At 65.1% G+C, this 25,214-nt stretch carries 21 protein-coding genes and 2 riboswitches; of the genes, 3 read left to right on the top strand and 18 right to left on the bottom strand.

The window, feature by feature from the left end; translation table 11 throughout:
- Positions 1–13: 13 nt before the first annotated feature.
- Positions 14–595 (bottom strand): TetR/AcrR family transcriptional regulator, encoded by a 582-nt coding sequence (locus CDQ91_RS04290; protein ID WP_088471499.1) that lies wholly within the window; start codon positions 593–595, stop codon positions 14–16.
- A gap of 152 nt (positions 596–747) precedes the next feature.
- On the opposite strand from CDQ91_RS04290, the gene CDQ91_RS04285 reads away from it, so the two are divergent.
- From CDQ91_RS04285 to CDQ91_RS04275, 3 genes are read left to right on the top strand one after another with little or no spacing between them, the layout of a single operon-like run.
- The gene (locus CDQ91_RS04285) at positions 748–1,920 is read left to right on the top strand and encodes an efflux RND transporter periplasmic adaptor subunit (RefSeq protein WP_088471498.1); all 1,173 of its coding nucleotides are present in this window, start codon (positions 748–750) and stop codon (positions 1,918–1,920) included.
- Positions 1,917–5,114 carry an efflux RND transporter permease subunit gene (locus CDQ91_RS04280; protein ID WP_088471497.1) on the top strand — a complete coding sequence of 1,066 codons (3,198 nt, stop codon included), beginning with the start codon at positions 1,917–1,919 and terminating at the stop codon, positions 5,112–5,114. Before CDQ91_RS04285 ends, CDQ91_RS04280 begins: the two co-directional genes overlap by 4 nt.
- The gene (locus tag CDQ91_RS04275) at positions 5,114–6,529 is read left to right on the top strand and encodes an efflux transporter outer membrane subunit (RefSeq protein WP_088471496.1); all 1,416 of its coding nucleotides are present in this window, start codon (positions 5,114–5,116) and stop codon (positions 6,527–6,529) included. Before CDQ91_RS04280 ends, CDQ91_RS04275 begins: the two co-directional genes overlap by 1 nt.
- A gap of 4 nt (positions 6,530–6,533) precedes the next feature.
- On the opposite strand, the gene cobU is transcribed toward CDQ91_RS04275, so the two are convergent.
- From cobU to CDQ91_RS04190, 17 genes are all read right to left on the bottom strand, one after another.
- Positions 6,534–7,040 (bottom strand): bifunctional adenosylcobinamide kinase/adenosylcobinamide-phosphate guanylyltransferase, encoded by a 507-nt coding sequence (cobU, locus tag CDQ91_RS04270; RefSeq protein WP_088471495.1) that lies wholly within the window; start codon positions 7,038–7,040, stop codon positions 6,534–6,536.
- A complete protein-coding gene (locus tag CDQ91_RS04265) occupies positions 7,037–8,494 on the bottom strand; it encodes a cobyric acid synthase (protein WP_088471494.1) in 1,458 nt (485 codons plus the stop codon). The genes cobU and CDQ91_RS04265 overlap by 4 nt, the downstream gene beginning before the upstream one ends.
- On the bottom strand, positions 8,482–9,414 hold the full coding sequence (gene cbiB, locus CDQ91_RS04260) for an adenosylcobinamide-phosphate synthase CbiB (RefSeq protein WP_088471493.1): 933 nt from the start codon (positions 9,412–9,414) through the stop codon (positions 8,482–8,484). Before cbiB ends, CDQ91_RS04265 begins: the two co-directional genes overlap by 13 nt.
- Entirely contained in the window at positions 9,407–10,381 is a 975-nt protein-coding gene (locus CDQ91_RS04255) for a threonine-phosphate decarboxylase (protein ID WP_088471492.1), read from the bottom strand. Before CDQ91_RS04255 ends, cbiB begins: the two co-directional genes overlap by 8 nt.
- Positions 10,378–11,097 (bottom strand): adenosylcobinamide-GDP ribazoletransferase, encoded by a 720-nt coding sequence (locus tag CDQ91_RS04250; RefSeq protein ID WP_088471491.1) that lies wholly within the window; start codon positions 11,095–11,097, stop codon positions 10,378–10,380. The genes CDQ91_RS04255 and CDQ91_RS04250 overlap by 4 nt, the downstream gene beginning before the upstream one ends.
- Positions 11,094–11,663: a histidine phosphatase family protein gene (locus CDQ91_RS04245; protein WP_088471490.1), complete on the bottom strand. Its 570-nt coding sequence runs from the start codon at positions 11,661–11,663 to the stop codon at positions 11,094–11,096. The genes CDQ91_RS04250 and CDQ91_RS04245 overlap by 4 nt, the downstream gene beginning before the upstream one ends.
- A complete protein-coding gene (gene cobT, locus CDQ91_RS04240; RefSeq protein WP_088471489.1) occupies positions 11,660–12,676 on the bottom strand; it encodes a nicotinate-nucleotide--dimethylbenzimidazole phosphoribosyltransferase in 1,017 nt (338 codons plus the stop codon). Before cobT ends, CDQ91_RS04245 begins: the two co-directional genes overlap by 4 nt.
- Positions 12,673–13,080 (bottom strand): DUF1636 domain-containing protein, encoded by a 408-nt coding sequence (locus CDQ91_RS04235; protein WP_088471488.1) that lies wholly within the window; start codon positions 13,078–13,080, stop codon positions 12,673–12,675. The genes cobT and CDQ91_RS04235 overlap by 4 nt, the downstream gene beginning before the upstream one ends.
- Before the next feature lies 1 nt (position 13,081).
- Complete coding sequence (locus tag CDQ91_RS04230) at positions 13,082–13,630, bottom strand: hypothetical protein (protein WP_088471487.1); 549 nt, start codon at positions 13,628–13,630, stop codon at positions 13,082–13,084.
- Positions 13,630–15,603, bottom strand: a complete 1,974-nt coding sequence (locus CDQ91_RS04225) for a TonB-dependent receptor plug domain-containing protein (RefSeq protein ID WP_088471898.1) — start codon at positions 15,601–15,603, stop codon at positions 13,630–13,632. The genes CDQ91_RS04230 and CDQ91_RS04225 overlap by 1 nt, the downstream gene beginning before the upstream one ends.
- Before the next feature lie 142 nt (positions 15,604–15,745).
- Positions 15,746–15,937, bottom strand: a riboswitch (cobalamin riboswitch).
- Between the two features lie 58 nt (positions 15,938–15,995).
- Positions 15,996–16,688: a phytanoyl-CoA dioxygenase family protein gene (locus tag CDQ91_RS04220; RefSeq protein ID WP_088471486.1), complete on the bottom strand. Its 693-nt coding sequence runs from the start codon at positions 16,686–16,688 to the stop codon at positions 15,996–15,998.
- Entirely contained in the window at positions 16,685–17,461 is a 777-nt protein-coding gene (locus CDQ91_RS04215; RefSeq protein WP_088471485.1) for an ABC transporter ATP-binding protein, read from the bottom strand. Before CDQ91_RS04215 ends, CDQ91_RS04220 begins: the two co-directional genes overlap by 4 nt.
- Positions 17,455–18,456 (bottom strand): FecCD family ABC transporter permease, encoded by a 1,002-nt coding sequence (locus CDQ91_RS04210; RefSeq protein WP_088471484.1) that lies wholly within the window; start codon positions 18,454–18,456, stop codon positions 17,455–17,457. Before CDQ91_RS04210 ends, CDQ91_RS04215 begins: the two co-directional genes overlap by 7 nt.
- On the bottom strand, positions 18,453–19,304 hold the full coding sequence (locus CDQ91_RS04205; RefSeq protein WP_088471483.1) for an ABC transporter substrate-binding protein: 852 nt from the start codon (positions 19,302–19,304) through the stop codon (positions 18,453–18,455). Before CDQ91_RS04205 ends, CDQ91_RS04210 begins: the two co-directional genes overlap by 4 nt.
- A gap of 2 nt (positions 19,305–19,306) precedes the next feature.
- A complete protein-coding gene (gene cobO / locus CDQ91_RS04200) occupies positions 19,307–19,915 on the bottom strand; it encodes a cob(I)yrinic acid a,c-diamide adenosyltransferase (RefSeq protein WP_088471482.1) in 609 nt (202 codons plus the stop codon).
- Between the two features lie 58 nt (positions 19,916–19,973).
- Positions 19,974–21,896 carry a TonB-dependent receptor plug domain-containing protein gene (locus CDQ91_RS04195; protein ID WP_088471481.1) on the bottom strand — a complete coding sequence of 641 codons (1,923 nt, stop codon included), beginning with the start codon at positions 21,894–21,896 and terminating at the stop codon, positions 19,974–19,976.
- A 182-nt stretch (positions 21,897–22,078) separates the two neighbouring features.
- Positions 22,079–22,307: riboswitch (cobalamin riboswitch) on the bottom strand.
- Between the two features lie 87 nt (positions 22,308–22,394).
- Complete coding sequence (locus CDQ91_RS04190) at positions 22,395–25,145, bottom strand: TonB-dependent receptor plug domain-containing protein (RefSeq protein WP_088471480.1); 2,751 nt, start codon at positions 25,143–25,145, stop codon at positions 22,395–22,397.
- Positions 25,146–25,214: the final 69 nt, after the last annotated feature.

Raw genomic sequence — 25,214 nt, 5'->3', positions numbered from 1 at the left:
CCCGGTCACAAGATCAGCAGCTTAGCGCCGCTTCGAACAGGCCCTGGAACCGAGCCATGCACTCGTCAGGGTTGGCGACATCGTTGATGTCATCGACCATCATGATGGTACGCAGGACGCCGACGCCCATCAGTATGGCGAGCAGCATATTGGCGCGAAGCGCGCCGTGATCGCCGCCGATCAATTCGGTGAGCGGGCCGAGTATGTCGAGATGGACGAGGTCGCGGATGATTTCGCCAGCCTTCGGAGAGGAGGCCGATCGCAGCATGATGATGAACATCTCCATTCGTTCCTGCAGATCGTCACCCTCGTCTTCCGCCATGAGCCGGGCGAGATAGGCGGGAAGTTCGGCGCGGCTTTGCGGTTCGCGGAACACATTGGGCCGGGCGTCGTTGGAAACGACCTCGCGGAACAGGCTTTCCTTGCCGCCGAAGTAACGACTGATCAGTGCGACATCGACTCGGGCGTCGCCGGCAATGTCGCGCAACCCGACATTGTCATAACTTTCGCGTAGAAAGCGTTGATGCGCCGCGGCTAAGATGGCCGCCCGGGTCGCGACAGAATCGCGTTTTTTTATCGTTGTGTTACTCTCCATGCCGTAGCCCTTATACGCGTTGAAATTTAAATCAACAGCTATTGACTTGCGAAGGAGCCCACACTAATCGCCGCAACCCGGCATCGGGCAGCTCCCTCCCCCCTCCCAGCTGCCCGGTGTCGGACCGCCCAGACAAGAAAAGATCCAAAGCCATGATGAAGCGCCAAGCTCTCGCGCCCCTGATGTTCCTTTCGCTCATGCTCGCCGGCTGTTCCGGCAGCGACGATGCGCAGGGCGGCCCGCCGGCCCTGCCGGTGACGGTCGCCAAGCCGTTGGTGAAGGAAGTGACCGAATGGGACGATTATGTTGGCCGCTTCGAAGCGGTCGACAGCGTCGAAGTGCGGCCGCGCGCGTCGGGCTATCTTCAGCGTTCGCATTTCACCGACGGCCAATATGTCCGCGCCGGGCAATTGCTGTTCACCATTGATGCGCGCCCGTCGCAGGCCGCGCTCGATCAGGCCCGCGCTCAGCTGGCGCGTTCGCAGGCGACGCTTGCCAATGCACGCACCGAACTCGCGCGTTCCGAAACGCTCGCCAAGTCGCAGGCTGCGAGCCAGGAAGAAGTCGAATCACGCCGCGCTGCGGTTCGCACGGGCGAGGCGGATGTCGCCGCTGCCCGCGCCGCGATCCGCGGGTCCGAACTCAATGTCGGCTTCACCCGTGTCACCGCGCCGATTTCCGGCCGCGTGTCGCAGCGCCTCGTCGATCCGGGCAACTCGGTCACCGCCGACCAGACGGTGCTGACGACGATCGTTTCGACCAATCCGCTCCATTTCACCTTCCAGGGTTCGGAGGCGAGCCTGCTCGACTATGAACGCCAGGGTGACGAGCTGGAAGGTTCGCCAGTCCGTATTCGCCTGCAGGGCGAAACCGACTATACGCGCAACGGCCGCATCGATTTCGTCGACAATGCGCTGAGCAGCGGGTCGGGGACGATTGCGGTGCGCGCCATAGTCCAGAATCCCGATGGCAAGCTGCGTCCGGGCCTGTTCGGTCAGCTCCAGCTTGCGGCATCGGCTCCGCGTCCGGCAATGATGCTGCCCGATACCGCAATCGTCACCGATGGTGCCCGCCGCGTCGTCTATGTCATCGGCAAGAAGGACGTCGTTCAGGCGCGACCCGTTCAACTCGGCCCCGTCGTTGGCGGCCTGCGCGTCATCCGTTCGGGGATCACCGAACAGGATCGGGTCATCGTGAACGGCCTCCAGCGCGCGAGGCCGGGCCAGCCCGCGAAGGTTGAGGCCGGAACGATCGCCGCCGACGGCAAGGTGCTGACGCCGAAGGGCGCTGCCCCCGCCGGCAAGCCCAAGGGTGACGCGAAGTGAATTTCAGTCGTTTTTTCGTCGATCGGCCGATCTTTGCGGCCGTCATCGCGATCTTCATCACGCTGATCGGCGCCTTCGCCTATCCGCTGCTTCCGCTCGCCCAATATCCGGAGATCGCGCCGCCGACGATCAGCATTAATGCCGCTTATCCGGGCGCTTCGTCCGAAACGATCGCCGAAACGGTCGCCGCGACGTTGGAGCAAGAGATTAACGGCGTCGAGAATATGCTCTATCTGCAGAGCAGCTCGACACAGGGTGCGGCACAGATAACGGTTACTTTCCAGCCCGGCACCGATCTCGATGCCGCGCAGGTTCTGGTGCAGAATCGCGTTGCGCTGGCCGAGCCGCGCTTGCCTGAACAGGTGCGCCAGATTGGTGTGCAGGTGAACAAGCAGGAAAGCGGCTTCCTGATGATCGTCGCGCTGACGTCGAGCGACCCGGCGGTCGATACCGACTATGTCGGCAACTATGCCAATTCGACGCTGCGCGACCGGTTGCTCCGCCTCGAAGGCGTCGGCGGCGTGCAGATTTTCGGCGGCGGCAATTATTCGATGCGCGTGTGGATCGACCCTGACAAGGCCGCCGCGCGCAACATGACTGCGCCCGAAATCATCGCGGCGCTGCAAAGCCAGAACGTACAGGTCGCCGGCGGTTCGGTCGGCGCCCCACCCTATGGCAAGGGCAATCCCGCCTTTGAGCTTCCCGTTGAAGTTCTCGGCCGCCTTGTCACGCCCGAGCAATTCTCGAACGTCGTGATCAAGACCGACACCCAAAATGGTGCCATCACCCGGCTGAAGGACGTCGCGCGGGTCGAGCTTGGCAGCCAGGATTATGGCGTGCGCGGCGTATTCGATGGCCGCGAAGGCGTCGGCATGGCGGTGATTCAGCAGCCGGGTGCCAACTCGCTGAACGCTGCCAATCTGGTGCTGGAGGAAATCAAGAAGGCCTCGGACGACTTCCCCCCGGGTCTCGAATATTCGATTCCGTTCAACCCGACCGAATATGTCCAGGCATCGGTGACCGCGGTGCAGGAAACGCTGGTCGAGGCGATCTTCCTCGTCGTCCTCGTCGTCCTCGTTTTCCTTCAGACATGGCGCGCCGCGATCATTCCGATCGTCGCGATTCCGGTCGCACTGGTCGGCACTTTCGCGGTGCAGCTTGCACTCGGTTATTCGATCAATTCACTGTCGCTGTTCGCGCTGGTACTCGCGGTCGGGATCGTCGTCGATGACGCGATCGTGGTCGTCGAGGCGGTTGAAAAGCATATGCGCGACGGGCTGAGCCCGCGCGAAGCCGCGCATAGGACGATGGGCGAAGTGTCGGGCGCCTTGGTCGCGATCAGCCTCGTGCTCGTTGCGGTGTTCGTGCCGACCGCTTTCGTCCCCGGTATCCCCGGCATCTTTTATCAGCAGTTTGCGGTGACCATTGCGGCGGCGACCCTATTCTCGTTGCTCACGTCACTGACGCTGTCGCCGGCGATGGCGGCGCTGTTCCTGAAGCCGCACGAAACCGGCCATCGTGAAGAGCCGAAGAACCCGATCATGCGCTTTGGCCGCCGCGCGGCAGACAAGTTCAACACCGGCTTCGATAATCTGGCCGACCGCTATGGCCGCACCACGGCGACGCTGGTGCGCAAGACGGGGATGATGCTGATCATCTATGCGGTGCTGCTTGCCTTTACCGGCTGGCGTCTGACCGACACGCCGACGGGCTTCATTCCCGATCAGGATCAGGGCGTGCTGATCGGCGTCGTCCAGCTTCCGCCGGGGGCGTCGCTCGACCGGACCAGCGAAGTGCTGAAACGCGCGCAACAGGTTGTGGCCGGCATTGAAGGCGTCGACAGCATTTCGACCTTTGCGGGCCTCGATGGATCGAGTTTCTCGACCGCGTCGAACGCCGGCACGATGTTCATACGCCTGACCGACTGGGGCGAGCGCGGGAAAGAGCGGAGCGCCGTGGCGCTGTCGCAGCAGCTTTCGGGCGCCATGGCGGCCGCGTTGCCCGAAACCAATGCCTTTGTCATTGCGCCCCCTGCGGTGCCGGGGCTTGGCACCGGTAACGGCTTCACCATGATGCTTCAGGCAACCGGTGGCGGTAGCTATCGCGAGCTGGAGCAGGTGACCGGTGCGATGATGGGCGCTGCCCAGGAAGAGCCCGACGTCACGCAGGTCTTCTCGCTGTTCAATACCGGAAGCCCGCGCATCTTTGCCGATGTCGATCGTGACAAGGCGTTGATGCTGGGCGTTGATCCGGGGCAGGTTTACTCCGCGCTCGGTACCTATCTGGCCTCGACCTATGTCAACGACTTCAACTTCCTCGGTCGCACCTTCCGCGTGACCGCACAGGCAGAGCCGACGTCGCGCAGCAAGATCGAGGATGTCGGACGGTTGCAGGTCCGCTCGACCTCGGGCGAGATGGTGCCACTGGCTTCCGTCGCAACCTTCCGCGACGATAGCGGCCCGACGCGTGTCGTTCGCTACAATATGTTCCCCGCAGTCGAATTGCAGGGAGCGGCGGCGCCGGGGGTATCGTCGGGGGCGGCTCTGGTCGCGATGGAGCAATTGGCCGCCAAGACGCTGCCGTCGGGCTTTACCTATGAGTGGACCGGCCTTGCCTATCAGGAAAAGGCGGCGGGCAGCGGCGCGGTGCTGATCTTCCTGCTTGCGGTGGTGTTCGTCTTCCTCGTGCTTGCGGCGCAATATGAATCGCTGCCGCTGCCGCTCGCGGTGATCCTGATCGTGCCCATGTGTATTTTGGCGGCGATGCTTGGGGTCAATTTGCGCGGGATGGACAATAATATCCTGGTGCAGGTTGGTCTGGTCGTGCTCATCGCGCTCGCGGCGAAGAATGCGATCCTTATCATCGAGTTCGCCAAGCAGGCCGAGGAACAGGACGGGATGAACGTGCTCGATGCGGCGGTCCATGCCGCGCGGTCGCGCCTCCGCCCGATCCTGATGACCAGCTTTGCCTTCATCTTCGGTGTCATCCCGCTCGCGATCGCGACCGGGCCGGGGCAGGAGATGCGGCAGGCGCTGGGCACTTCGGTGACCTTCGGCATGCTGGGGGTGACGGTGTTCGGCCTGATCTTCACGCCTGTCTTCTATGTCGTCTGCCGTGGACTCGGCGATCGCATGGCGCGCCGCGGCGCGAACAAAACAAAGAATGCGGACGAAACGCCGCTGGAGGCTCCATAATGACCCGCACATTGTTGCTCACGGCCGTCGGCGCGCTCGCGCTGACCGGCTGTACGGTCGGTCCGGCCTATGTGTCGCCGACCCCTGCGGCGCCGTCGCAGGCGCCCTTCCTCGAAACCGGCAAGTCGCCCGCCTTCACCGGCGAACAGCCGCCGGGTGAATGGTGGAGCCTGTTCGCCGATCCAACGCTCGACGCGCTGGTCGAACAGGCGCTGGTCGCCAACACCGACCTGCGCGTTGCCGCGGCGAATCTCGCACAAGCGCGTGCAGTGCTGAACGAGTCGCGTGCCGGACGCCTGCCGACGACCAGTATCAGTTCCGGCGGTACCTATGCACGCCAGCCGAGCCCGCTCGGGACCGGTGCGGTCGAGGGTGAAAGCTACAACGTCGGGCTCGACGTCGGTTATCAGATCGATCTGTTCGGCCGGGTCGGCAGCGCGATCCGCGCCGCCCGGGCCGATGCCGACGCGGTGCAGGCGGCGTTCGACCTCACCCGTATCACCGTCGCCGCCGAAACGACGCGCGCTTATACCGACGTCTGTTCGTTCAATCGCCAGGTCGCGGTAGCTGAAGAGACGCTGCGTATTCAGGAGCGCACTTTCGACCTGACGCGCCGCCTCTATGAGGGCGGCCGCGCGACCCGGCTCGAAACCGGACAGGCGGGCGCGCTGCTCGAACAGACGCGCGCGACGATCCCGACGCTCACCGCCCAGCGCTCGGCGGCGCTCTACCGCCTCGCGGTGCTCACCGGGAAACCCCCGGCGGAAGCGCCGCAAGTGGTGCTGCAATGCCAGACGGCCCCCGAACTGGGCCGTCCGGTTCCCGTCGGCGACGGCGGATCGTTGCTCGCGCGGCGTCCCGATATTCGCCGTGCCGAACGCCAGCTCGCCGCCGCCGCGGCGCGGGTCAATGTCGCGACCGCTGATCTTTACCCGAGTATCAGCCTGGGCGGGTCGATCGGATCGGCGGCCGACTCGATCTCGGGGCTCGGCAAGTCTGACGGCTTCCGCTTCTCGCTCGGGCCGCTGATCTCGTGGAATTTCCCCAACATGGCGGTCGCGCGTGCGCGACTCGGTCAGGCGGAAGCGGGCGCCGATGCGGCGCTGGCGACCTTCGACGGCGCATGGCTTGGCGCGCTCGAGGAAACCGAGAGTGCGCTCGCGCGCTATGCGGGCGAACTCGACCGGCTCGCGGCGTTGCGCCGCGCGGCGGACGAAGCGGGCGAGGCGGCGCGGATCGCGCGGCTGCGCTATGAAGCGGGGCGCGAGAATTTCCAGGTTGTGCTCGACGCCGAACGGACGCTCGCGGGCATCCAGGCAAGCATCGCGCAGTCGGAGCAGCAGCGCGGAACCTATCTCGTGTCGCTGTTCCTCGCGCTCGGCGGCGGCTGGCAGGAAGCTCCTGCCGCAGGCTGAGCGATTATTTCAGGCGTAAAGGCAGGCCCGCGGCGATGAAGCTGACTTCGTTCGCCGCGGCCGCCACCGCCTGATTGACGCGGCCGGCCTCGTCGCGAAAGCGGCGGGCGAGGGCATTGTCGGGGACGATCCCCAGTCCGACCTCATTGGCGACGAGGATCACGGGTCCTCGTGCGTCGCCCATTGCGGCGATCAGCTCGTCGGTCGCCGCGACGATATCGCGTTCGGCGTGCATCAAATTCGATACCCATAGGGTCAGGCAGTCGATCAGCAACAATTTGCCGGGCGCCGCACGCGCACGGATCGCCTCGTCGAGCGCTAACGGCGCCTCGACCGTATCCCAGCGTGGTCCGCGATCGGCGCGATGATGCGCGATACGCTCTGCCATCTCGTCATCGAACGCCTCGCCGGTGGCGATGAAGATCAGATCGCCGTCAAAGGCTTCGGCGAGCGTTTGCGCATAACGGCTCTTGCCCGAGCGCGCGCCGCCGAGGATCAGGTGCGACGTCATCGGCCCGCACCCTGCGCAATTTCGAGCATCCGGTCGATATCGGCATGGCGTTCGAGTTCGGCCGCGATGTCGTCGAGCGCGGCATCGACCGCCGCGCAATAATCTGCGCCGCTCGCAACCTGACCGAAGCGTTCGAGCAGCGCGCGCCGTATGTCTGCGCTGGCGAAGAGGCCGTGCAAATAGCTACCCATCACCCGGCCGTCGCCGCTGATTGCGCCTTCGCTGCGCCCGTCGATCGTCGCGAACGATCGCGCGGTGTCGGGGCCATCGGTCTTGCCCATGTGCATTTCATACCCCTCCACCGCCGCGCCAAGGGCAGTGCCCCGGACATGTCGCAGCGTCTTGGCCGGCGACAGGGTCGTCGCGACGTCGAGCAACCCGAGCCCTTCGGCGATCGTCATCGCGCCCTCGATCCCGTCCGGGTCGGCGACGCTGCGACCGAGCATCTGATATCCCCCGCACAGCCCGAGGATCAACCCGCCGCGCCGATAGTGCGCGTGGATGTCGATATCCCACCCTTCGCTGCGCAGCGCCGCGAGGTCGGCGATCGTCGCCTTCGATCCGGGCAGGATGACCAGCGCGGCCTCAGCCGGGATAGGCTGTCCCGGCGGCACCATCACGAGCCGAACGGCGGGCTCGAGCTTCAGCGGATCAAGGTCGTCGAAGTTCGAAATGCGCGGCAGGATCGGGCAGGCGATGGTGATGCGCCCGTCGTCGGCCTTGGCATGCCGTTCGAGAATCACCGCATCCTCGCTCGGCAGATGTTTCGCAGCAGTGAGCCAAGGCACGACACCGAAACCCTCCCATCCTGCGCGCCGTTCAATCTCGCGATAGCCATCCTCGAACAGGGCCGGGTCGCCGCGGAATTTGTTGATCAGGAAACCGCGGATCATCGCTGCATCCTCGGCATCGATTACCGCGCGGGTGCCAACGACCGAGGCGATCACGCCGCCGCGGTCGATATCGCCGATCAGGATGACGGGGACATTGGCGGCGCGTGCGAAGCCCATATTGGCGATGTCGCCCGCGCGCAGGTTGATCTCTGCGGGCGATCCAGCGCCTTCGATGACGACGATATCGCACTGCGCACGAAGGCGGTCATAGCTTTGCATGACCTCGGCGATCAGCGCGCCGCGCGCTTCGCGAAAATTGCCCGACCCCAGTGTTCCGCGCACTTTGCCATGGACGATCAGCTGCGAGGTGCGGTCGGCCTGCGGCTTCAGCAGCACCGGGTTCATGTCGCTATGCGGTTGGGCGCGGCAGGCGATCGCTTGCAAAGCCTGCGCGCGCCCGATTTCGCCGCCGTCGATCGTCACCGCGGCATTGTTCGACATATTCTGCGGCTTGAACGGGCGCACGCTCAGGCCGCGATTGACGAGCGCGCGGCACAGTCCGGCGACGAGTACCGACTTGCCGACGTCGGACCCGGTTCCCTGCAGCATCAGCGCAGCCATGTCGCGCCTCCGGCGATCAACCACAAGAGCAGGCAGGCGCCCAGATAGATGCGCAGCGCGCGGTCGATATCGTCGGCACCGGCTTGCGCGCGGCCATCGCCGATCCAGGGTTTGTCGTGCATCGCGCCATCATAAGCGATCGGGCCCGCGAGGCGAACGCCCAAAGCGCCTGCCATCGCGGCTTCGGGCCAGCCCGCGTTGGGGGAGGCGTGCTTGCGGGCATCGCGCCACAAACTCCGCCATCCGCCGCGCCCGGCGAGGCAGATCAGCAGGCCCGACAGGCGCGCCGGAAAGAAATTGGCGGCATCGTCGATACGCGCCGCCGCCCAGCCGAAAGCGCGCCAGCGCTCCTCGCGGTGGCCGATCAGGCTGTCGGCGGTGTTGATCGCCTTATACGCCCATATGCCGGGAAGGCCGAACAGGAGCAGCCAGAACAAGGGCGCGGCAACGCCATCGCAAGAGCTTTCGGCGAGGCTTTCGATCGCGGCGCGCGCGACCCCGGCTTCGTCGAGCGCCGCCGTATCACGGCCAACGATCGCGCCGACAGCGGTGCGCGCGGCGGGAAGGTCGCCGCTATCGAGTGCCTGACCCACGATCCGGACATGATCGTACAGGCTGCGCTGCGCGAGGGCGGGCCAAGCGAGAATGGCGACGAACAGCCACCCATAGGGGAGGGCGATGAGCCACGACTGGATGGCCCAGCCGCTGCACGCGACAAGCAGGATGAGCAGGAGGATGGTGAGGATGCCGAATGCGCGGCGGGCGGCGAAACTGGTTTCCGGACGGTTCCACCGCGCCTCGCATCCGTCGATGATGCGCGCGAACAGCCCGACCGGATGGCCGATGCGGCGATAGAGCGACTGTGGCCAGCCGAACGCCGCGTCGATGGCGAGCGCTGCCAGCGCGATGGGCTCAGCCATGGGCGAGTGCCGCCGCGAGACGTGCCGCCGTGGCATCGCCGGAGGGGAGGCCGATACGCAGCCATTGCGGTTTGTCGGCAAAGGGGCGGGTGAGGATTGCGGCGCCGGCAAGACGTTCGAACAGCGACTGGGCATCGTCCACCTCGATCAGGCGAAACAGCGGACATTCGCCGATCGGCTGGTGACCTGCGCCCGCGAGTATCGCGTCGAGCGCAGCGGCTTGTTCGGGCAGACGGTGGCGGGTCGCGGCGATCCACGCCTCATCCTGATAGGCGGCAGTCCCGATCTCCACCGCCGCGGCGGACAGCGGCCACGCGCCGAGCAGGCGGCGCAGCGGATCGAGGATCGAGGGCGGCCCAAGGACGAAACCGAGCCTGACCCCGGCGAGGCCAAAGAATTTTCCGAACGAGCGGAAGATGACGAGGTTGCGGGTATCGCTGACCAGTCCGGCGAGGCTGATCGTCGGTTCGGGGTCGGCAAAGGCTTCGTCGATGAGCAACCAGCTTTCGGGCGTGCGCCGGTCGAGAATGTCGTGCAGCACGTCGGCCTCGATCACGCCGCCGTCGGGGTTGTTGGGGTTGGCGAGGATGAGCGTGCCGTCATGATGTTCGCTGCCCGCCCGGTCGATCGCGGCTGCATCTGCGATCATCTCGCCATGGGTGCGATAGCTGGGGGCCATATATCGCGCTTCGCCGCCGATCAGTGAACCCGTCAGGCGCAGGCCGATTTCGGTGCCAGGAACGGCGCAGACATGTTCGGGGGCGACGCCAAAGAAGCGCGCCGCGACCTCTTCCAGACGGCGAAGCGCGTCAGTGTCTGGCAGGCGCTGCCAATCGATCGCGATATCATCGGCGCCGGGCCAGGGATCGGGGTTCATGCCGGTCGACAGGTCGAGCCAGTCGGCGCCGCCGAAATGGCGTTTCGCGGCTTCGACGCCGCCACCATGCCACATCCATGGATTGGTCATGCCAGATGGACCGCGACTAGCGCCGCCGCGAGAAGCAGGCTTTCGCTGATTTCAATGCCCGCGCCGTGACCGTCGCCCGAAATGCCGCCGAGCTTGCGCTTCAGCCAGAGGCCCCAGCCTGCGAGGGCGAGCGGTGTGACGAGCAGCGAGGGCGATGCAAGGGCGGCGGCAATCAGCGCGGCGGTCCAGACCGCGAAATCGACCGGCCGCACCACTCCGCGAAAGCGCGACCCCAGCCCCGAATGAAGGTCGGGCAACCAGCGCGACCAGACGAGCGGTCCGATACGCGCCGCAAAAGGGATCAGCGCGATGGCGGCAAAGGCCTGTGCATCGATCAGCGCGTGGAGCAGCACCAGCTTGGCGACCAGCTGCATCGCAATCACGACGACTGCGAAGCTGCCGACATGCGGGTCGGACAGCACCGCCAGCATGCGTTCGCGATCCTTGTGCGCCGCGCCGCTGGCATCGGCGACATCGCCCAATCCATCGAGGTGCAGCGCGCCGGTGACGGCGACCCACAGCAGCAGAGCCGCAAGTGCGCCAGTCCAGGCATCAAGATGCGCCCCGGCCCAGCCTCCCGCCGATACAAGGCCGCCGACGACCAGGCCGACCGCCGGGAACCAGCGCATCGACGCCGCGAACTCGGCGCCCGACACGCTCAGGCGGGGGGTCGGCAGCCGGGTCAGGAACTGGATCGCGACGATCAGGCCCTTCATGAAGTGAGGCCGATAATCTGCGCGTTCGGCTTTTCACCGGGCCAGACTTGCAGCGTCAGCCGCGCGGCATAGGGCAGGTCGAACGCCCAGAGCTGGCGTTGGTCGAAGCCGCACAGCGCGTGCAGCGCCGCGCGCATCGCGCCGCCGTGCGTGACGACCAATGTGGTTTGCGGCACCATATCCGCCAGCGCCGCCGATACGCGGGCGACCAGCGACGACCAGCGCTCGCCGCCCGGCGGTGGGTTGGCATCGGGATCGTCCCAGAAGGCGCCGAGCGTCCCCTGATCGACCGCGCCGCTCGCTTTGCCGTCCCAGTCGCCGAAATCCAGCTCGCGCCAGCGCGGGTCGACGGTAAGCGGCAGGCCGAGCGCGTCGCTGATTGCGGCGCCCGCCTTGCTCGCGCGCTGGAGGTCGGAGGAGATAAGCTGTTCGACGCCAAGGCCCGCTGTTTGCGCGACGCAGGCAGCGATACCCGCTGCGGTCGGGGCTCCGTCGGTGCGGCCCATCATCAGGCCGGGCTGTTCGAGCGCGCCATGGCGCAGCAGATGGAGCGTGAAGCCGCTCACAGCGACGCCGAAACCTCGGCCTCGGCAAAGGTCGCCATCTGGTCGTGCGCCGCGAGCGCAGCGCGGATCACGCCGGTTGCGACCGCCGCGCCGCTGCCTTCGCCAAGCCGCATGCCAAGCGAGAGAAGGGGAGACAGGCCGAGCTTTTCCAGCAGCCCCGCATGGCCGGGTTCGGCCGAGCAATGGCCTGCGATGCAATGGTCGGTGATTGCGGGATTGTCGGCGGCGAGCGGCGCGACCGCCGAGCAACTGATGAATCCGTCGAGGACGACCGGGATGCCCAGCTGCCGCGCGCGGATGACGGCGCCCGCAATCGCTGCAGTCTCGCGCCCGCCTACGCGGCTTAGGGTTTCGAAAGCCGATGCCGGTGCGTCGGCGTGGAAGGCAAGCGCGCGCGCGATAACGTCAGTTTTGCGCGCAATGCCATCACGATCGACCCCGGTGCCGGGGCCGACCCATGATGCGCCGCCGCCGCCAAAGCTGCGCGCGCAAAGCGCGGCGGCTGCGGTCGAATTGCCGATCCCCATCTCGCCGACCGCGATCAGGTCGAGATCATCGGTGACCGCATCGGCTCCGGCGTTGAGCGCATCGAGGCATTCGCCTTCGCTCATCGCCGGTGCGACGGTGAAATCGGCGGTCGGCCGGTCGAGGTCGAGCGCGACGATCTTGAGTTCCAACCCCGACGCGCCTGCCAGCGCGTTGATTGCCGCTCCGCCGCTTTCGAAATTCGCGACCATCTGCACCGTGACGCTGGCCGGAAAGGCGCTGACGCCGTGGATCGTCACGCCATGATTGCCCGCAAAAATGGCCGCACGCGCGCGTTCGATCTGTGGCCGCGCCTCGCCCTGCCAGCCCGCGAAGAAGACCGCAATCTCCTCCAGCCGCCCCAGCGACCCCGCCGGCTTGGTCAACACCGCCTGCCGCTCACGCGCGGCATCTTCAGCCTGCGGGTCGGGCCGACGTAAATCGGCGAGGGCGGTTTCGAAAGCAGCGACGGACGCAAAAATTGTCATTCGGCAACAAATCCCGGTGGTGGTGTGCGGGTAATGAAATGGCCTTTGACAGCTTCGGGCCACAGCGAAAAGGGCACGCGGCCATGCTCGCTCGCCGCATAATGGACGGCATAGTCCATTATGGCGCGTGCGTCGTCGTCATTGCCGTCGAAGCGCCCCAAAACATAGCCGACTTTGTCGGGCGCGCGCAGATGGATGGTGCAATAATCCTGACATGCGAACAGGCAGGCCATTTCCTGCACCGCGACCCCGGCGTAGCGCGGATCGCTGGCCTTCACGCGATGCAAGGCCGCGACAAGGCGCGCGCCGCCGCGAACGCCGTCCGCATCGTCGCGCGCCTCTTTGCTGTAGCGGCAGGTGTTGCAGGCCACCACCGCGGGTCCGGGATCGACCGGGGTCAGCATGTCATGCGGCGGCCGTCGCCGGTCGCGGCGGCGCGGGAACGCCAACCGCGACGAGCGCGCGATAGAGGCCGTACAGCCCGATCAGGATCGCGCCGTTGCGCAGGAATTGCTCGACCAGCAGATCGGGCGCCATTGCGGTGTGGAGCCCGCCAAGGACGAGCGCCCAGAGCAGGATGATCCCCTTGAACGCGGTGAAACCCGCCGCATAAGCGGTCGCCATGCGCGCCGCCGTCGACTTATAGTTGAGCGCGCGGAGCACCGCATAGCCCGCGAGCGCAGAGCCGACCGCGGCCGTCCCGAGCCCGACACCCCAAGCGAGAGTGCTCCCGTCGCGGGGATAGCCGAGCAGCAGAAACCCCACCGCCTGGCTCGCCGCCCATGCGAGTAGCATCAGCGCGATGCCGTCGCGGCGGCGCATATGCACCGCCGCGAGTGCCGCAAGCGCCGGGAAAGGGGTCGCGCAGGCGAGCGCCAGCGTCGTCACTGTGCTCGCCGCAGTGAGCAGCGATACCCACAGCGCCGACGCGCCCCGGTTAGACAGCGCGGCCATCAGAACCGCCCCCGGATGCCGGCATAGATGCTGCGGCCGAGCGACCCGTAGCGAAACGCCGTCATATATTCCTCGTCGAAGATATTTTCGGCGCGGGCGAACAGCTTGACGCTCTCCGACAGCGCATATTCTGCGCGCAGGTCGACGAGCGTATAATCGTCGAGCCGGGTTGAATTGGTCACATTGTCGAAGCTTTTCCCCGACCAGCGCACTGCGGCGCCCAAGCCGAGGCCGAAGTTGAAGTCATAGCTGACCGAAGCATTGGCGGTATCGCGCGGGCGGCGCGGCAGCCATTTGCCGAAGTTGGTGCCGGTTGAGCGATCCTCGGAGACGATCCAGCTGTAATTGCCGTCGAGGGTCAGCCCGCCGAGGGTCAGCGTCGCGGTTGCTTCGATCCCATGCGCTTCGCTGCGCGCGACGTTCGAATAATAGCCGAAGCGCGGTGTGGTCGTGCCGGGAACGAAGCACATCGGGTTGGGTGGAGGGGCCGCAGGGTCGGTAGAGGGCGCTGGGCAGCCATTGTAAATGATCTGGTTTGTCGTTTTGCGGTCGAACCAGGTCGCCCCGACGATCAGCTTGCGGTCGAAGAGATGCTGTTCGATGCCTGCTTCCCAGCCGTGTGCGGCTTCGGGGTCGAGGGCGACATTCCCATATTCGCTGAACTGCTGGTAAAGCGATGGGGCCTTGAATCCTTCGCCATAGCTCACGCGTAGCACTGTTCCGGTCGGCAACCGCCACACGCCGCCCGCCGCGAACAAGGTCTGGCCCCCATAGCGATCATGATCGTCGTAGCGAACGCCGCCGTTGAGGGTCAGACCGTCGATCGGCTGGACGCTGAGCTGGCCATAGACGCTGGTGAGTTCGGCCTTGCCGATCGCGAAGGGCGGCAGTGGGGTCGCAAGCGAGGCGGAAGGCGAGCGGCTCTTGAAGCTGGAGCGTTCATTTTCGACCCCGAAGATCGCCGAAATGCCGTCGCTGACCGCGAAGCTGCCCTGATATTCCCAGCGCTTGTTGCGGCCCTCGGCGTCGAAGCTTTGCTGCCGGGCGCGGGTCGGGTTGAAATTGTCGCGGTTGGTATCGGTGTAGGCATAGGCGAAGCGGTTGCGGAAGCGCCCGTCGGCGAGGGCGATGTTGAGCCCCGCATAGCCGACGAATTCCTTGTTCAGCCCATAGTCGGCGCTGTCGGCGTTGAAGCCATCGAATTCGACCCGTCCGCTCGCATAATAGCCGCGCACATCGACGCTGATATTCTGGGCGAGTTCGAGTTCGGCGCGGCCCGAAACATTGCGGTTGCGATAGCCGTCGCGCTCCTTGCCGCCGAACGCCGCTGCATGCGATGAAATGCCGTCGGTGGTGAAGGTCTGGCCGCCGAGGCGCCAGCTCAAGGGACCGGTGCGACCGCCGATTGCGGCACGCGCGCTGACGGTGTCGCGCGATCCGGCTTCGATGTCGAAGCTGCCTTCGAGCGATTTTTGCGGGGTGGCGGTTACAATATTGACCACGCCGCCGATCGCCTGACTGCCCCACAGGATCGATTGCGGCCCGCGCAGCACTTCGATCCGGGCAATATCACCGACGAGCAGGTTGGTGAAATTGAAGCCGCCGCCGGTCGACGACGGATCGTTGAGCTTCACCCCGTCGATCACCACCACTGAATGTTCGGGCTCGGCACCGCGGATGCGCAGCGAGGTCGAGGTGCCGTAGCCGCCATTGCGCGAGATGCTGATCCCCGGCGTACGGAGCAGCAGTTCGGTGACGCCAATATCCTGCGAGCGGTCGATCGCGGTCTTGTCGAGCGCGGTGATCGAGGCGGGAATTTCGTCGAGCGTCAGCGGCGCGCGGGTCGCAGTGACGATGATGCTGTCGGCGTCCGCCGCAACGGCATGCGATATTGGCATCTGCTGGGCGAACGAGGTGGACGATGCCGCGATAGCGGCAAAGGAAACGGAAAAACGGCAAATTGACTTGAACATAATAACCCCATCGACAGGGCGTTGCGCACGCGCGGGGTCGATGCGGTTGCCATGGGCGCGCGACATCGGCCCGCGTGAACACGCGGCCAGACTTGTCGTCGCTCGGGTTTACCCCCGTCCGCCCGGCACACCCTGTCCGCGCGAAAGACGACGGCGACGGGCAGGTCTCCTGGCTTGCGGGTCGACGCCGGTTCGGACCGCCTTCTCAGGATCGTCGAAGATCCCAATGGCATATGGCCCGATGACTCACCGCTCACAGTTGCAGGGGCAGCCGGGGTTTTGTCCCCGTTCCCTTTCAATCCCCTTTCGGGGAACCTGTCGCTGGCGGCGCGTTACATCGAATATTGCGTGCGGGTCAATTGCTGCGTTGCAATAAGATCGCGGCCATCAAATCAGGCGGCCTTCATCCAGACAACCAATGCAAAGCGCGCGTCGGTCGTCGGAAGGGTGCGATGCGGGGTGAAGCGGTCGAGAAACAATGCGCTTCCCGCCGGGCAGGACGGCTGGATACGCGGCAGGCCGATGAGCCGCTCTTCGGCAATTTTATAGCCGTGCGGCGTCAGTTCGGCCATCGGCATGGCGCGGCGTCCGGGAATGACTTCCAGGCCGCCGCGGTCGGGCCCCGCGTCGCTCAGCGGAATCCAGGCGGTGACCCACACTTTGCCGCACGCGGTCCCGTCGTCGCGCGCAACGTCCGAATGCCAGGCATGGCGATGCTCGGGAAAGCTCGCGATGCTCGCGCGGACGCGGACGACCGTTCCCGACAGGCACCGCCCACCGAGGCGGGTCGCGGCCTCGACCAATCGTGGGTCGTTGACGATTTCCTGCAAGCGGGGGCCGCGATGCGCGTCGGTGCAGATTGCGACGCGCAGCAGATTGGCCTGGCTGCGGTCGGTTTCGAAAATGCGATCGAGCCGGCTCGCGAGCGGCGCGTCGGGACAGCTGCGCTCAAAGGGCAGATACATGGCGCACGAAAGCCGGTTGATATGCTCGGCGATATCGGCCTGCGCCGCCCGGATCAGCTCGGGATCGAACAGGGGGAGGGCGGCATAGCCCTGTTCGGCATATTGCGCCTCGGGGGTCAAGGCCTTGCGCGCCCGAAGGTGGTGACGGTGGGCCAGTCGCCGCCGCTCTCGACGCGCGCCTCGATGCCGTAGACGGTGCGGAGCAGGTCGGGGGTCAGTACCTCGTGCGGGGTGCCGTCGGCGACGATTCGGCCATCGTCGATCAGCAGCAACCGGTCGCAATAGCGCGCCGCCATCGTCAGGTCGTGGAGCACCGCGATCACCAACGCCCCGGCATCGGCCTCGGCGCGCATCAGCTCCATCACATCGATCTGGTGACCGGGATCGAGGCTGGCAAGCGGCTCATCGGCGATCAGCCCGGGCGCCTCGACCGCCAGCGCGCGGGCGAAGAGGACGCGCGCGCGCTCGCCGCCCGACAATTCGGTCGCGATCCGCGTGCGCAGACCCTGTACATCGGCGCGAAGCATTGCGCGCTCGATCGCGGCGCCGTCGGCGTCCGAAATCTTCGACATCGGGGCGAGGTGGGGCAGGCGGCCCAAACCGACGAGGCGTTCGACGGTCAGCGGCCAATGCAGGGTCTGCCCCTGCGGCAGATAGGCGATGCGCCGTGCGAGGTCGCCGCGCGGCATTGCGGCAACTGCATCGCCGTCGATCGATATGCGGCCGGTCGCGGGGACGAGCGCGAGCATCGCGCGCGCCAGCGTCGACTTGCCCGCGCCATTGGGGCCGACAATTCCGGTCAGCGTTCCGGGCGCGAAGGCGGCATCGACGCCCTGCACGACGCTGCGGCGACCAAGCTGGACGCCAACATGTTCGAGGATCAGCATCACCACAGCCTTTTCTCCCGCATCAGGTGGATCAGGAAGACGGGAACCCCAAGGAAGGCGGTGACGACACCGAGTTTCAGCTCGTTCGTCGTCGGGATGATCCGTACGCCAAGGTCGGCGAGCGTCAGCAGCGCGGCGCCGCCGATTGCCGAGGGCAGCAGGATAGCCGAAGGGCTGCGGTCGGTCAGGGGGCGGATGAGGTGCGGGACGATCAGCCCGATGAAGCCGATCGATCCCGATACAGCGACAGCGCCCCCGACCCCGATTGCGGTGCCGATCAGCAGGCGCAGGCGCGTGGCGCGAAGGTTGACTCCCATCGCCTGCGCGGCATCCTCGCCCAGCGTCAGCGCATCGAGCGCGCGGGCGTTCCACAGCAACAGCGCGCTGCCGATCACGATACAGGGCAGGGCAATCCAGAAATGCTGGAACGACCGGTTTTCGAGGCTGCCGAGCAGCCAGGTCATGATCTCCATCGCGGCAAAGGGGTTCGGCGACATGTTGAGCGCGAGGCTGGTTCCCGCGACCGCGAGCGTGCCGACCGCGATCCCGGCGAGGATCAAGGTCAGCGGGCTTTCAGACCGGCCCGAGAGCGCGAAGAGCAAGGCGAGTGAGAGCAGCGCGCCGCCGATCGCGAGAACCGGCAGCATGGCCGGATGCAGTTCGGCGATCCCGAAGTAAATCGCGCCGACCGCGCCGAGTGCGGCGGCGTTCGAGGTGCCGAGCACCGAGGGCTCGGCTAGCGGGTTGCGCAAATAGCCCTGCAGGCCTGCCCCTGCGAGCCCGAGCATCGCGCCGACAACGAGCGCGAGCAGGGTGCGCGGCAGGCGCAGGTCAAAGAGGATGATCGTCGCGACCTCGTCGTCGCCACCCGTCGCGGCGGCGATCAGCCGGGCGACCGACAGGTCGACGGCGCCGAACAGCAGCGACGCGACCGCGGCGATCAGCGTCAGCGCTGCGAGCATTGCGATCAGTGTCCAGCGGGGCGGGGCGAAGCGCGTCATGAGCCTGTCCTGTCGATGCGTGCGATTTGGGCGGCCATGCTGCGCGCAGCCCGCGTGTAGGCGGGGCTGCCGCACACGGTCCACGCCTGCGGCACGCTGATGCGCGGGATGTCCTTGAGTGCGGGATGGTGCAGCATTTCGCTCCCCTGATCGGTGACGTCGTCGGTCGCGCTTTCGACGATCAGGAAATCGGGCTGTGCCGCGACCATTTCCTCGAGGCTGAGCTGTGACAGCGGCGGCTTGCCGAGCTTGCCCGCCAGATTGACGAGGCCGGCGCGCGTCATCAGCTCGTCGATCAGCGTTTCCGTTCCGGTCATATAGCCGCGCCGCTGATAATAGGCCGCGACCCGCCCGCGTCCGGGTTTCGGAAGACCGGCAAGCTCGCCCTCCATCCGCGTGACGAGTGCTTCGCCGCGCGCGGGGTGGCCGACGGCCGCCGCTGTCTGGCGGATCGAGGCATAGATCTGGTCGAGCCGGTCGGCGGTTTCGAGGTCGAGCAGCGGATAGGTTTTGCGCGGCAGGGCGGCGAGCGCCGCGCTGCGGCTGGCGGGCATTCCGACGATCAGATCGGGACCGATCGCCAGTATCTGCTCGGCGGAATCGCTCATCATCAGCAGTCCGCGCGCCGCCGCGGCTTCGCCCGACATGGTGGGATCGGTGGCATTGTGCGTCAGTCCGGCGATCTGCCTCCGGTCAGCGAGGGCAAGGACGAGCTGGTCGGCGCACAGATTGATCGAGACGATGCGTTTCGGAACCGCGGGCGCCTTCGCCACCGGCCGCACTGTCGCTGCCCACAGCGCACCCGCGCCGCCGAGCAGCAGCGCCGCGGCCAGCAGGCTGGCGCGCATTGTCAAAATTCGATCCCCGCCTGCGCTTTGACATTCTGCTCGCGAAAGGGGTGTTTGACTTGCGTCATTTCGGTGACGAGGTCGGCGGCATCGATCAGCGACTGCGGCGCGTTGCGGCCGGTGATGATGACATGCGTCATTTCGGGCTTGGCGGCGAGCGCCTCCAGCACCTCGTCGGTGGGCAGATAGTCGTAGCGCAGCACAATGTTGAGCTCGTCGGCGATGACCATCTTGTACGACGGATCGGCGATCATCCGCTTGACCTCGTCCCACGCGGTGCGTGCGACCGCGATGTCGCGGGCGCGGTCTTGTGTGTCCCAGGTGAAGCCTTCGCCCATCGGCTTGAATTCGATCAGGTCGGGGAAGCGATCGAACACGGCTTTTTCGCCGGTCGCCATCGCGCCTTTCACAAACTGGACGACGCCGACCTTCATGTCATGGCCGATTGCGCGCACCGCCATGCCGAGCGCCGCCGACGTCTTGCCCTTGCCGGGGCCGGTGTGGACAATGATCAGGCCTTTTTCGACCGTCTTGGCCGCGACCTTTTTCGCCTGCGCGGCCTGAATTTTCTTCATCTTCGCATTATGTTCGGCGTCGGTGCGCGTCTTCATGCGATTTCTCCCGTCGGTGCGCGACGGCCCAGCGCGAAAGCCGGGCCGTCGCGATGCATCAGAAGCTCAGGCGGACGCCGCCATAAGCGGCGCGGCCAGCCGCGACGAAGCTGAAGACTTCCTCATAATCCTCGCCCAGCAGATTCTCGATCCGGCCGAATAGCGAGAAATTGTCCGAAATCTTGTAGTCGGCGCCAAGATTGACGAGGACATAGTCCTTCATCTCCACGGTCACAGGAGCATAGGTCGTGTCGGTATAGGCGACGTCGGTCGTCCGGCCGTTGTAGCGGATGGTCAGCGTGCCGGCGAAGCGCTGGTCGGCGCTCGAGACCGTCGTGTTGAAGCTGGCGATATGCTTGGGGCGACGCACTTCGGCGACGCCATTTTCCTTCGACTTGAGCCAGGTGTAAGCGAGGTCGAAGCGGAGCTGGGGGATTGGCTGGGCGCTGACGAACGCCTCGATCCCGTGCTGTTTGCTGTCGGTAGTGCGGTTCGCTGGGCTCGCGGGGAATCCTTGGGTGAAAATCTCGTCCGTCAGCTTTGCGTCGAAGTAAGTTGCACCGATCGTCGCCCAATCACCGGCTCCAAAGCTCTGCTCAAGGCCTGCTTCCCAGCCCTCCGACTTTTCGGGCTTCAGGTTCGGGTTGCCGATATATTTGCCATCCATATAGCCATATAGTTCGAAAAAGCCGGGGTTCTTGACCCCCGTGCCATAGGCGGCGCGGACGCGGGTGCCAGTCGGCAGGCGATAGCTGCCCTGAACGCGCCAGGTCGTTGCATCGTCGAAGCGGTTGTTGTCGTCGTGGCGGACCGAGGCGCCGAGCGAGATGTCGCCCGCGGTCAGCTCATATTGGCCAACCAGTCCCAGATTGTCGGCCTGTTTTTCACCCTGAAAAGCGCCGAGAGTTAGCGTCCGGAACGTCTCGCGCTCGACATCGACCGCACCGGTTAACCGGTGCGTGATGGCGTCGGTGCCGAAGCTGAAGCTTGAGGTGAAGCTGCCCTTATAGCGCCGCCCCTTATTGCCATAGTCGAAGCCGAAGGGGCTGTAGCCTTTGCGTGTCGTATCGGCGAATTGACCCGAAAGCGTGTTGATCCAGCGGCCGTCGAGCGCGCTGAACTGCGCCGAGAGAAGGCCGTAAAAACCCTCGCTGGTATAAAAGACGCCGGGGCTGTCGACCGTGTAGCCGAACAGCGGACTCGCCGTATTAAATTCGCTGTTGTTCGTGTCGGCGTTGACATGATTGTAGCGGAGCACGGCGGAGAGCTTGAACGCTTCGCTCGGCGACCAGTTCAGCTTGGCGCTGGCGCCGATTGTGTCGGACCCGACATCGCGGGTGCCGCCGCGGGCGGTGGCATAACCGTCGGTCCCATAATAGCTGCCCGTGACGGCATAATCGAAATTGCCGCTCGCACCCGCCGCGCGTGCGGCGCCGCTGATCGTGCCGAACGAACCGCCCTCGATCCGCGCGCTATATCCCGGGGCTTCGCGGCCCGACAGGGTGATATAGTTGATCACGCCGCCGATCGCGTCCGAACCATAAAGCGACGACTGCTGGCCGCGCAGCACTTCGATGCGCGCAGCGGGGTTGGCGGCCATCGTTCCGAAATCAAATTCGCCCTGATAGGGATCGGCGGCTTCGATGCCGTCGATCAGGACGAGGACATGGTTGCTCTCGCTGCCGCGCACGCGGATCTGCGTCTGGCCGCCGATTCCGCCGATGCGGGTGATCGCGACGCCGGGTACGTCGCGCAGGACGTCCGAAATGATGCGCGTCTGGCGCTGTAACAGCGCGTCGGTGTCGATCACGGTGACGGAGGCGCCGAGTTCGCTCGCGCGGACGCCTTCGCCCGACCGCGATGCGGTGACGATGATCTCGTCGCCGGGCTTGGCGGCGTTCGCGCTGTCGGTGGATTGGGCAAAAGCGGGCGTCGCCGCCGTCAGTGCCAGTAAGGAAATGGTGGTCGTAAATTTCAACATGGGAGTCCCCGCACGCCGGCAACGAGGGCGGGAGCCTGCCGATGCGCTTTGGGGGCGATCGACCAGTGCATGGGCTGCGGGCGGGCGCAATGCGCCCACGTCCCCTGCACCGAAGCGGCTCCAGCCGCTTGGTCGTCGCTCGACGGAAATCTCCGTGCCGTGGCCTTTCCCTGGGCCCAGGCATTGAGCGACCCACGCCGGCAGGTCTCCTGGCTCGCGGGTCAGGGCTTGATGCACGCCTTCCCAGGTTGCCCCAGTGGCTGTCCCGGACCTTAAAGGATCGGGACGGTGCATCGCGCTCACCGCTTACAGTTGCAGGGACAGCCGCGGAATCGAGAACTCTTTTGGAAAGAGCCTTCTCACCGCGTTCCCATATTAAGCCCTTTCGGGCACCGGCGCGATCATGTGGGGGCGAAAGCCCTCACGGCGCTGCCCATAGCGCAGCGGGGTTTTTGCGCAAGCCCCCGGCCGTGGGTGGCCGGGGGAGGCGGGGGGCGATCAGAGCGCCGAACCGCCCAGCTTGTAGGTCAGCTGCATGAAGACGCTGCGGCCGATGCTGTCGAACCAGCTGGTGTTATAATAGGGATAGCCCGACCAGGTCGGATCCTTCACCGGGTTGGTGTCGAACAGGTTCCTGATCGTGAGCGACCCGCGCATATGATCGGTGAAATCATATTGCAGCGAAGCGTTGAACAGCGTGCTCGCCTTGATGAAGGCATCTTCATCATAGTTGGGCAGCTTGCCGAGGCGCGTGCCCGATACCGTCAGTTGCAGGCCGTCGGCTGCCCAACTGATGCTGCCGTTCGACTTGTCGCGCGGCAGGTAATAGCTGCTATCAGCGGCAAGTTTGTTGATGTTCGGATCGCCCGGATATTGCTGGAAACTATGTTTCAGGACATGGCTGTGGCTGAGCGATAGGGTGAAGTCGCCAAAGCTGGTCGGCAAAGTTCCGCGAAAGGCGACATCGATGCCGCTGGTCTTTTCGCGCGCAATGTTGATTGGGTTGATGCGGATTGATTCGAGCCGCCCGTCGCGTGCGCCGCCGTCGAAACGCTGGACGCGCGCCAGCGCATCAACGCAGGTCGGGGAGTTCCGATCGACCGTCGCGCCGCTTTCAGTCGTGCCGATCGTGCAATCTGCCTCGGTGCGGACAAGTTCGCGTGCTCTCAGATCATCGACTTGATTGTCCAGAGTCACACGGAAATAGTCGACCGAGACATGTAGGCGACTGGACGGTGAGAAAACGGCACCCGCGGTCAGCGAGCGTCCCGTTTCAGGCTTCAAATCACGATTGCCGTTGCGGTTGAGTACCACGCCTTCGCCCGAGCGCTCGCAATCCTCGATTTCGACGCCGGGTTCGTTCTGGCGGCAATAGAGATAATCGTCGACGCTACCTTCGACATTGCCGGGGCCGGTGAAGACATAGTGAAGGTCGGGTGCGCGGAAGGCCGTGCCATAGGCCGCGCGAAACAGCAGGCTGTTGAGTGGTCGCACTTCCAGTCCGCCATTATAGGTGAATTTCCCGACATCACGTCCAGCGAAGCTGAAACGGTCATAACGCGCCGCGCCGGTCACTGTGACGAAATCAAGCACCGGCACGCGAACTTCGCCGCCGAGCGCGGCATGGCTCCGCTTGCCTTGGCCGTCGCTGTCCTTCCAGCTGAAATAATAATCGGTCAACGCTAGCGGATCGGGATGGAGATTATACCCCTGTTTCCCATATTCGGCGACCACCGCGATCCCCACCGGCCCGGCGGGAAGCTGCAGCAACTCGCCGTTGCTCAGCGTTGCCTGCAGGTTGCTGGTCCAGCTGACGGGTTTGTAGACCGTGTCGGCGGAGATGCTGTCATATTCGGCACGGGTCAGCGGGCGATAAAGCCGCGCCGGATCGGCGTTATAAATCGGATAGTTGCTATCGGGGTCGATTCCCATCTGCTCGCCGAGGAACAGCGCCTGAGCCTTGCTGTTGATGATCTGCGGCCAGCGGACGATCGATTTGTAGCGGCTGTAATTGAACGACAGTTCGTAATTCCAACTATCGGCAAAATTCCCGCGAACGCCCGGCGTGATGCTGTAGGTCGTCTGCTTGCTGCGCTGCATTTCGAAGCCACCGGTCTCTTCCGGTGTGAACTGGCGCCCCCAATCTTCCACTTGCCCGGTGAAAGAGTTGAAGAAATTATTGTCCGCGCTGCTCGACGATTGTTCGAAGGCCCAGCTTGTCACGTCGTACATCAGCTTGACCTTGCTGATCCCGAACTGGAAATCGGTGAACAGCTTGGCATTGTCGGAGAGTTCGTAGGACATGGTGCCAAAGCTGTTAAAGCCTTTGCGACCCGAAATGATCGTGCCGTAGGCGATCGATTCCTTGCTGCCGCAGAAATCGCCATAGCGCGGCCGGTTATACAGCTTGACCGAACCGAAGTTGAGATTTGACAGCGCGTCGCAGGCCCCCGCAGGCGGTGCGATATAGTCTACATTTTCGTCGGCCCGGACGAAGGTACGCCGCGCGACCGTGTTTACCGGATTGTCGTCGGTGCTGTCCTGGATGTTGCGCTGGAACGCCCAAAGTGGTCTCTGGTCGAGATATTCTACGCCCCCCGAGATGCTAAAACGGTCGGTCGACCAGCCGCCGGTCGCGGTAACACGGTGCGACATGCCGCCGCCATGCTCGGTCCGGCCGTGGCGATAGTCGAGCGTGATTCCGTCCAGCTTTTCCTTCATCTTGAAGTTGACGACGCCCGCGATGGCGTCGGAGCCATAAATGGCCGATGCGGCGCCGCTCAAAATCTCGACCTTCTCGATCAGGCTGACCGGGATGTTCGAAATGTCGGTGAAGTTGCTGCGGCCGATATAGGGCAGCGGGAAATCGGCGATGCGTCGGCCGTTGATCAGAACCAGCGTGTGGTTGGGACCAAGTCCGCGCAGATCGACCTGCTGCGCGCCGGGGGTGAAGTCGGAGCTGCTGCCCGATTGCGGGCTTTGTGTTTCGCCGCTGTTCTGGGTCATCGCCGCCAGCAGCTCGGGAACGCTGGTATAGCCATTGGCGCGGATCGTGTCGGCATCGATCGTCGTGACGGGCGAGGGGCCCTGGTCGCGGATTGTCGGGATGCGCGATCCGGTGACGATGATTTCATCGCCTGTCGCCGCATCGCTCGCGGCTTCCTGCGCCCAAGCCGGTGCGATTATTGCGGGCAGGCAGACGCCCAGCCCCAGCATAATGCGCAACGAGTGTTGACCCAGACCCTTCATGACATGCCCCTTTTGCTGCTTGTGGCGCGACTCAAGCCGCGCCGACCCAATCCCTGTTTCATCCTGCCT

Source organism: Sphingopyxis witflariensis (assembly GCF_002205635.1).
Taxonomy (GTDB): Bacteria; Pseudomonadota; Alphaproteobacteria; order Sphingomonadales; family Sphingomonadaceae; genus Sphingopyxis; species Sphingopyxis witflariensis.
Note: the sequence above shows the minus strand (reverse complement) of the source record. Positions and strands in the feature narration are given on the sequence as shown.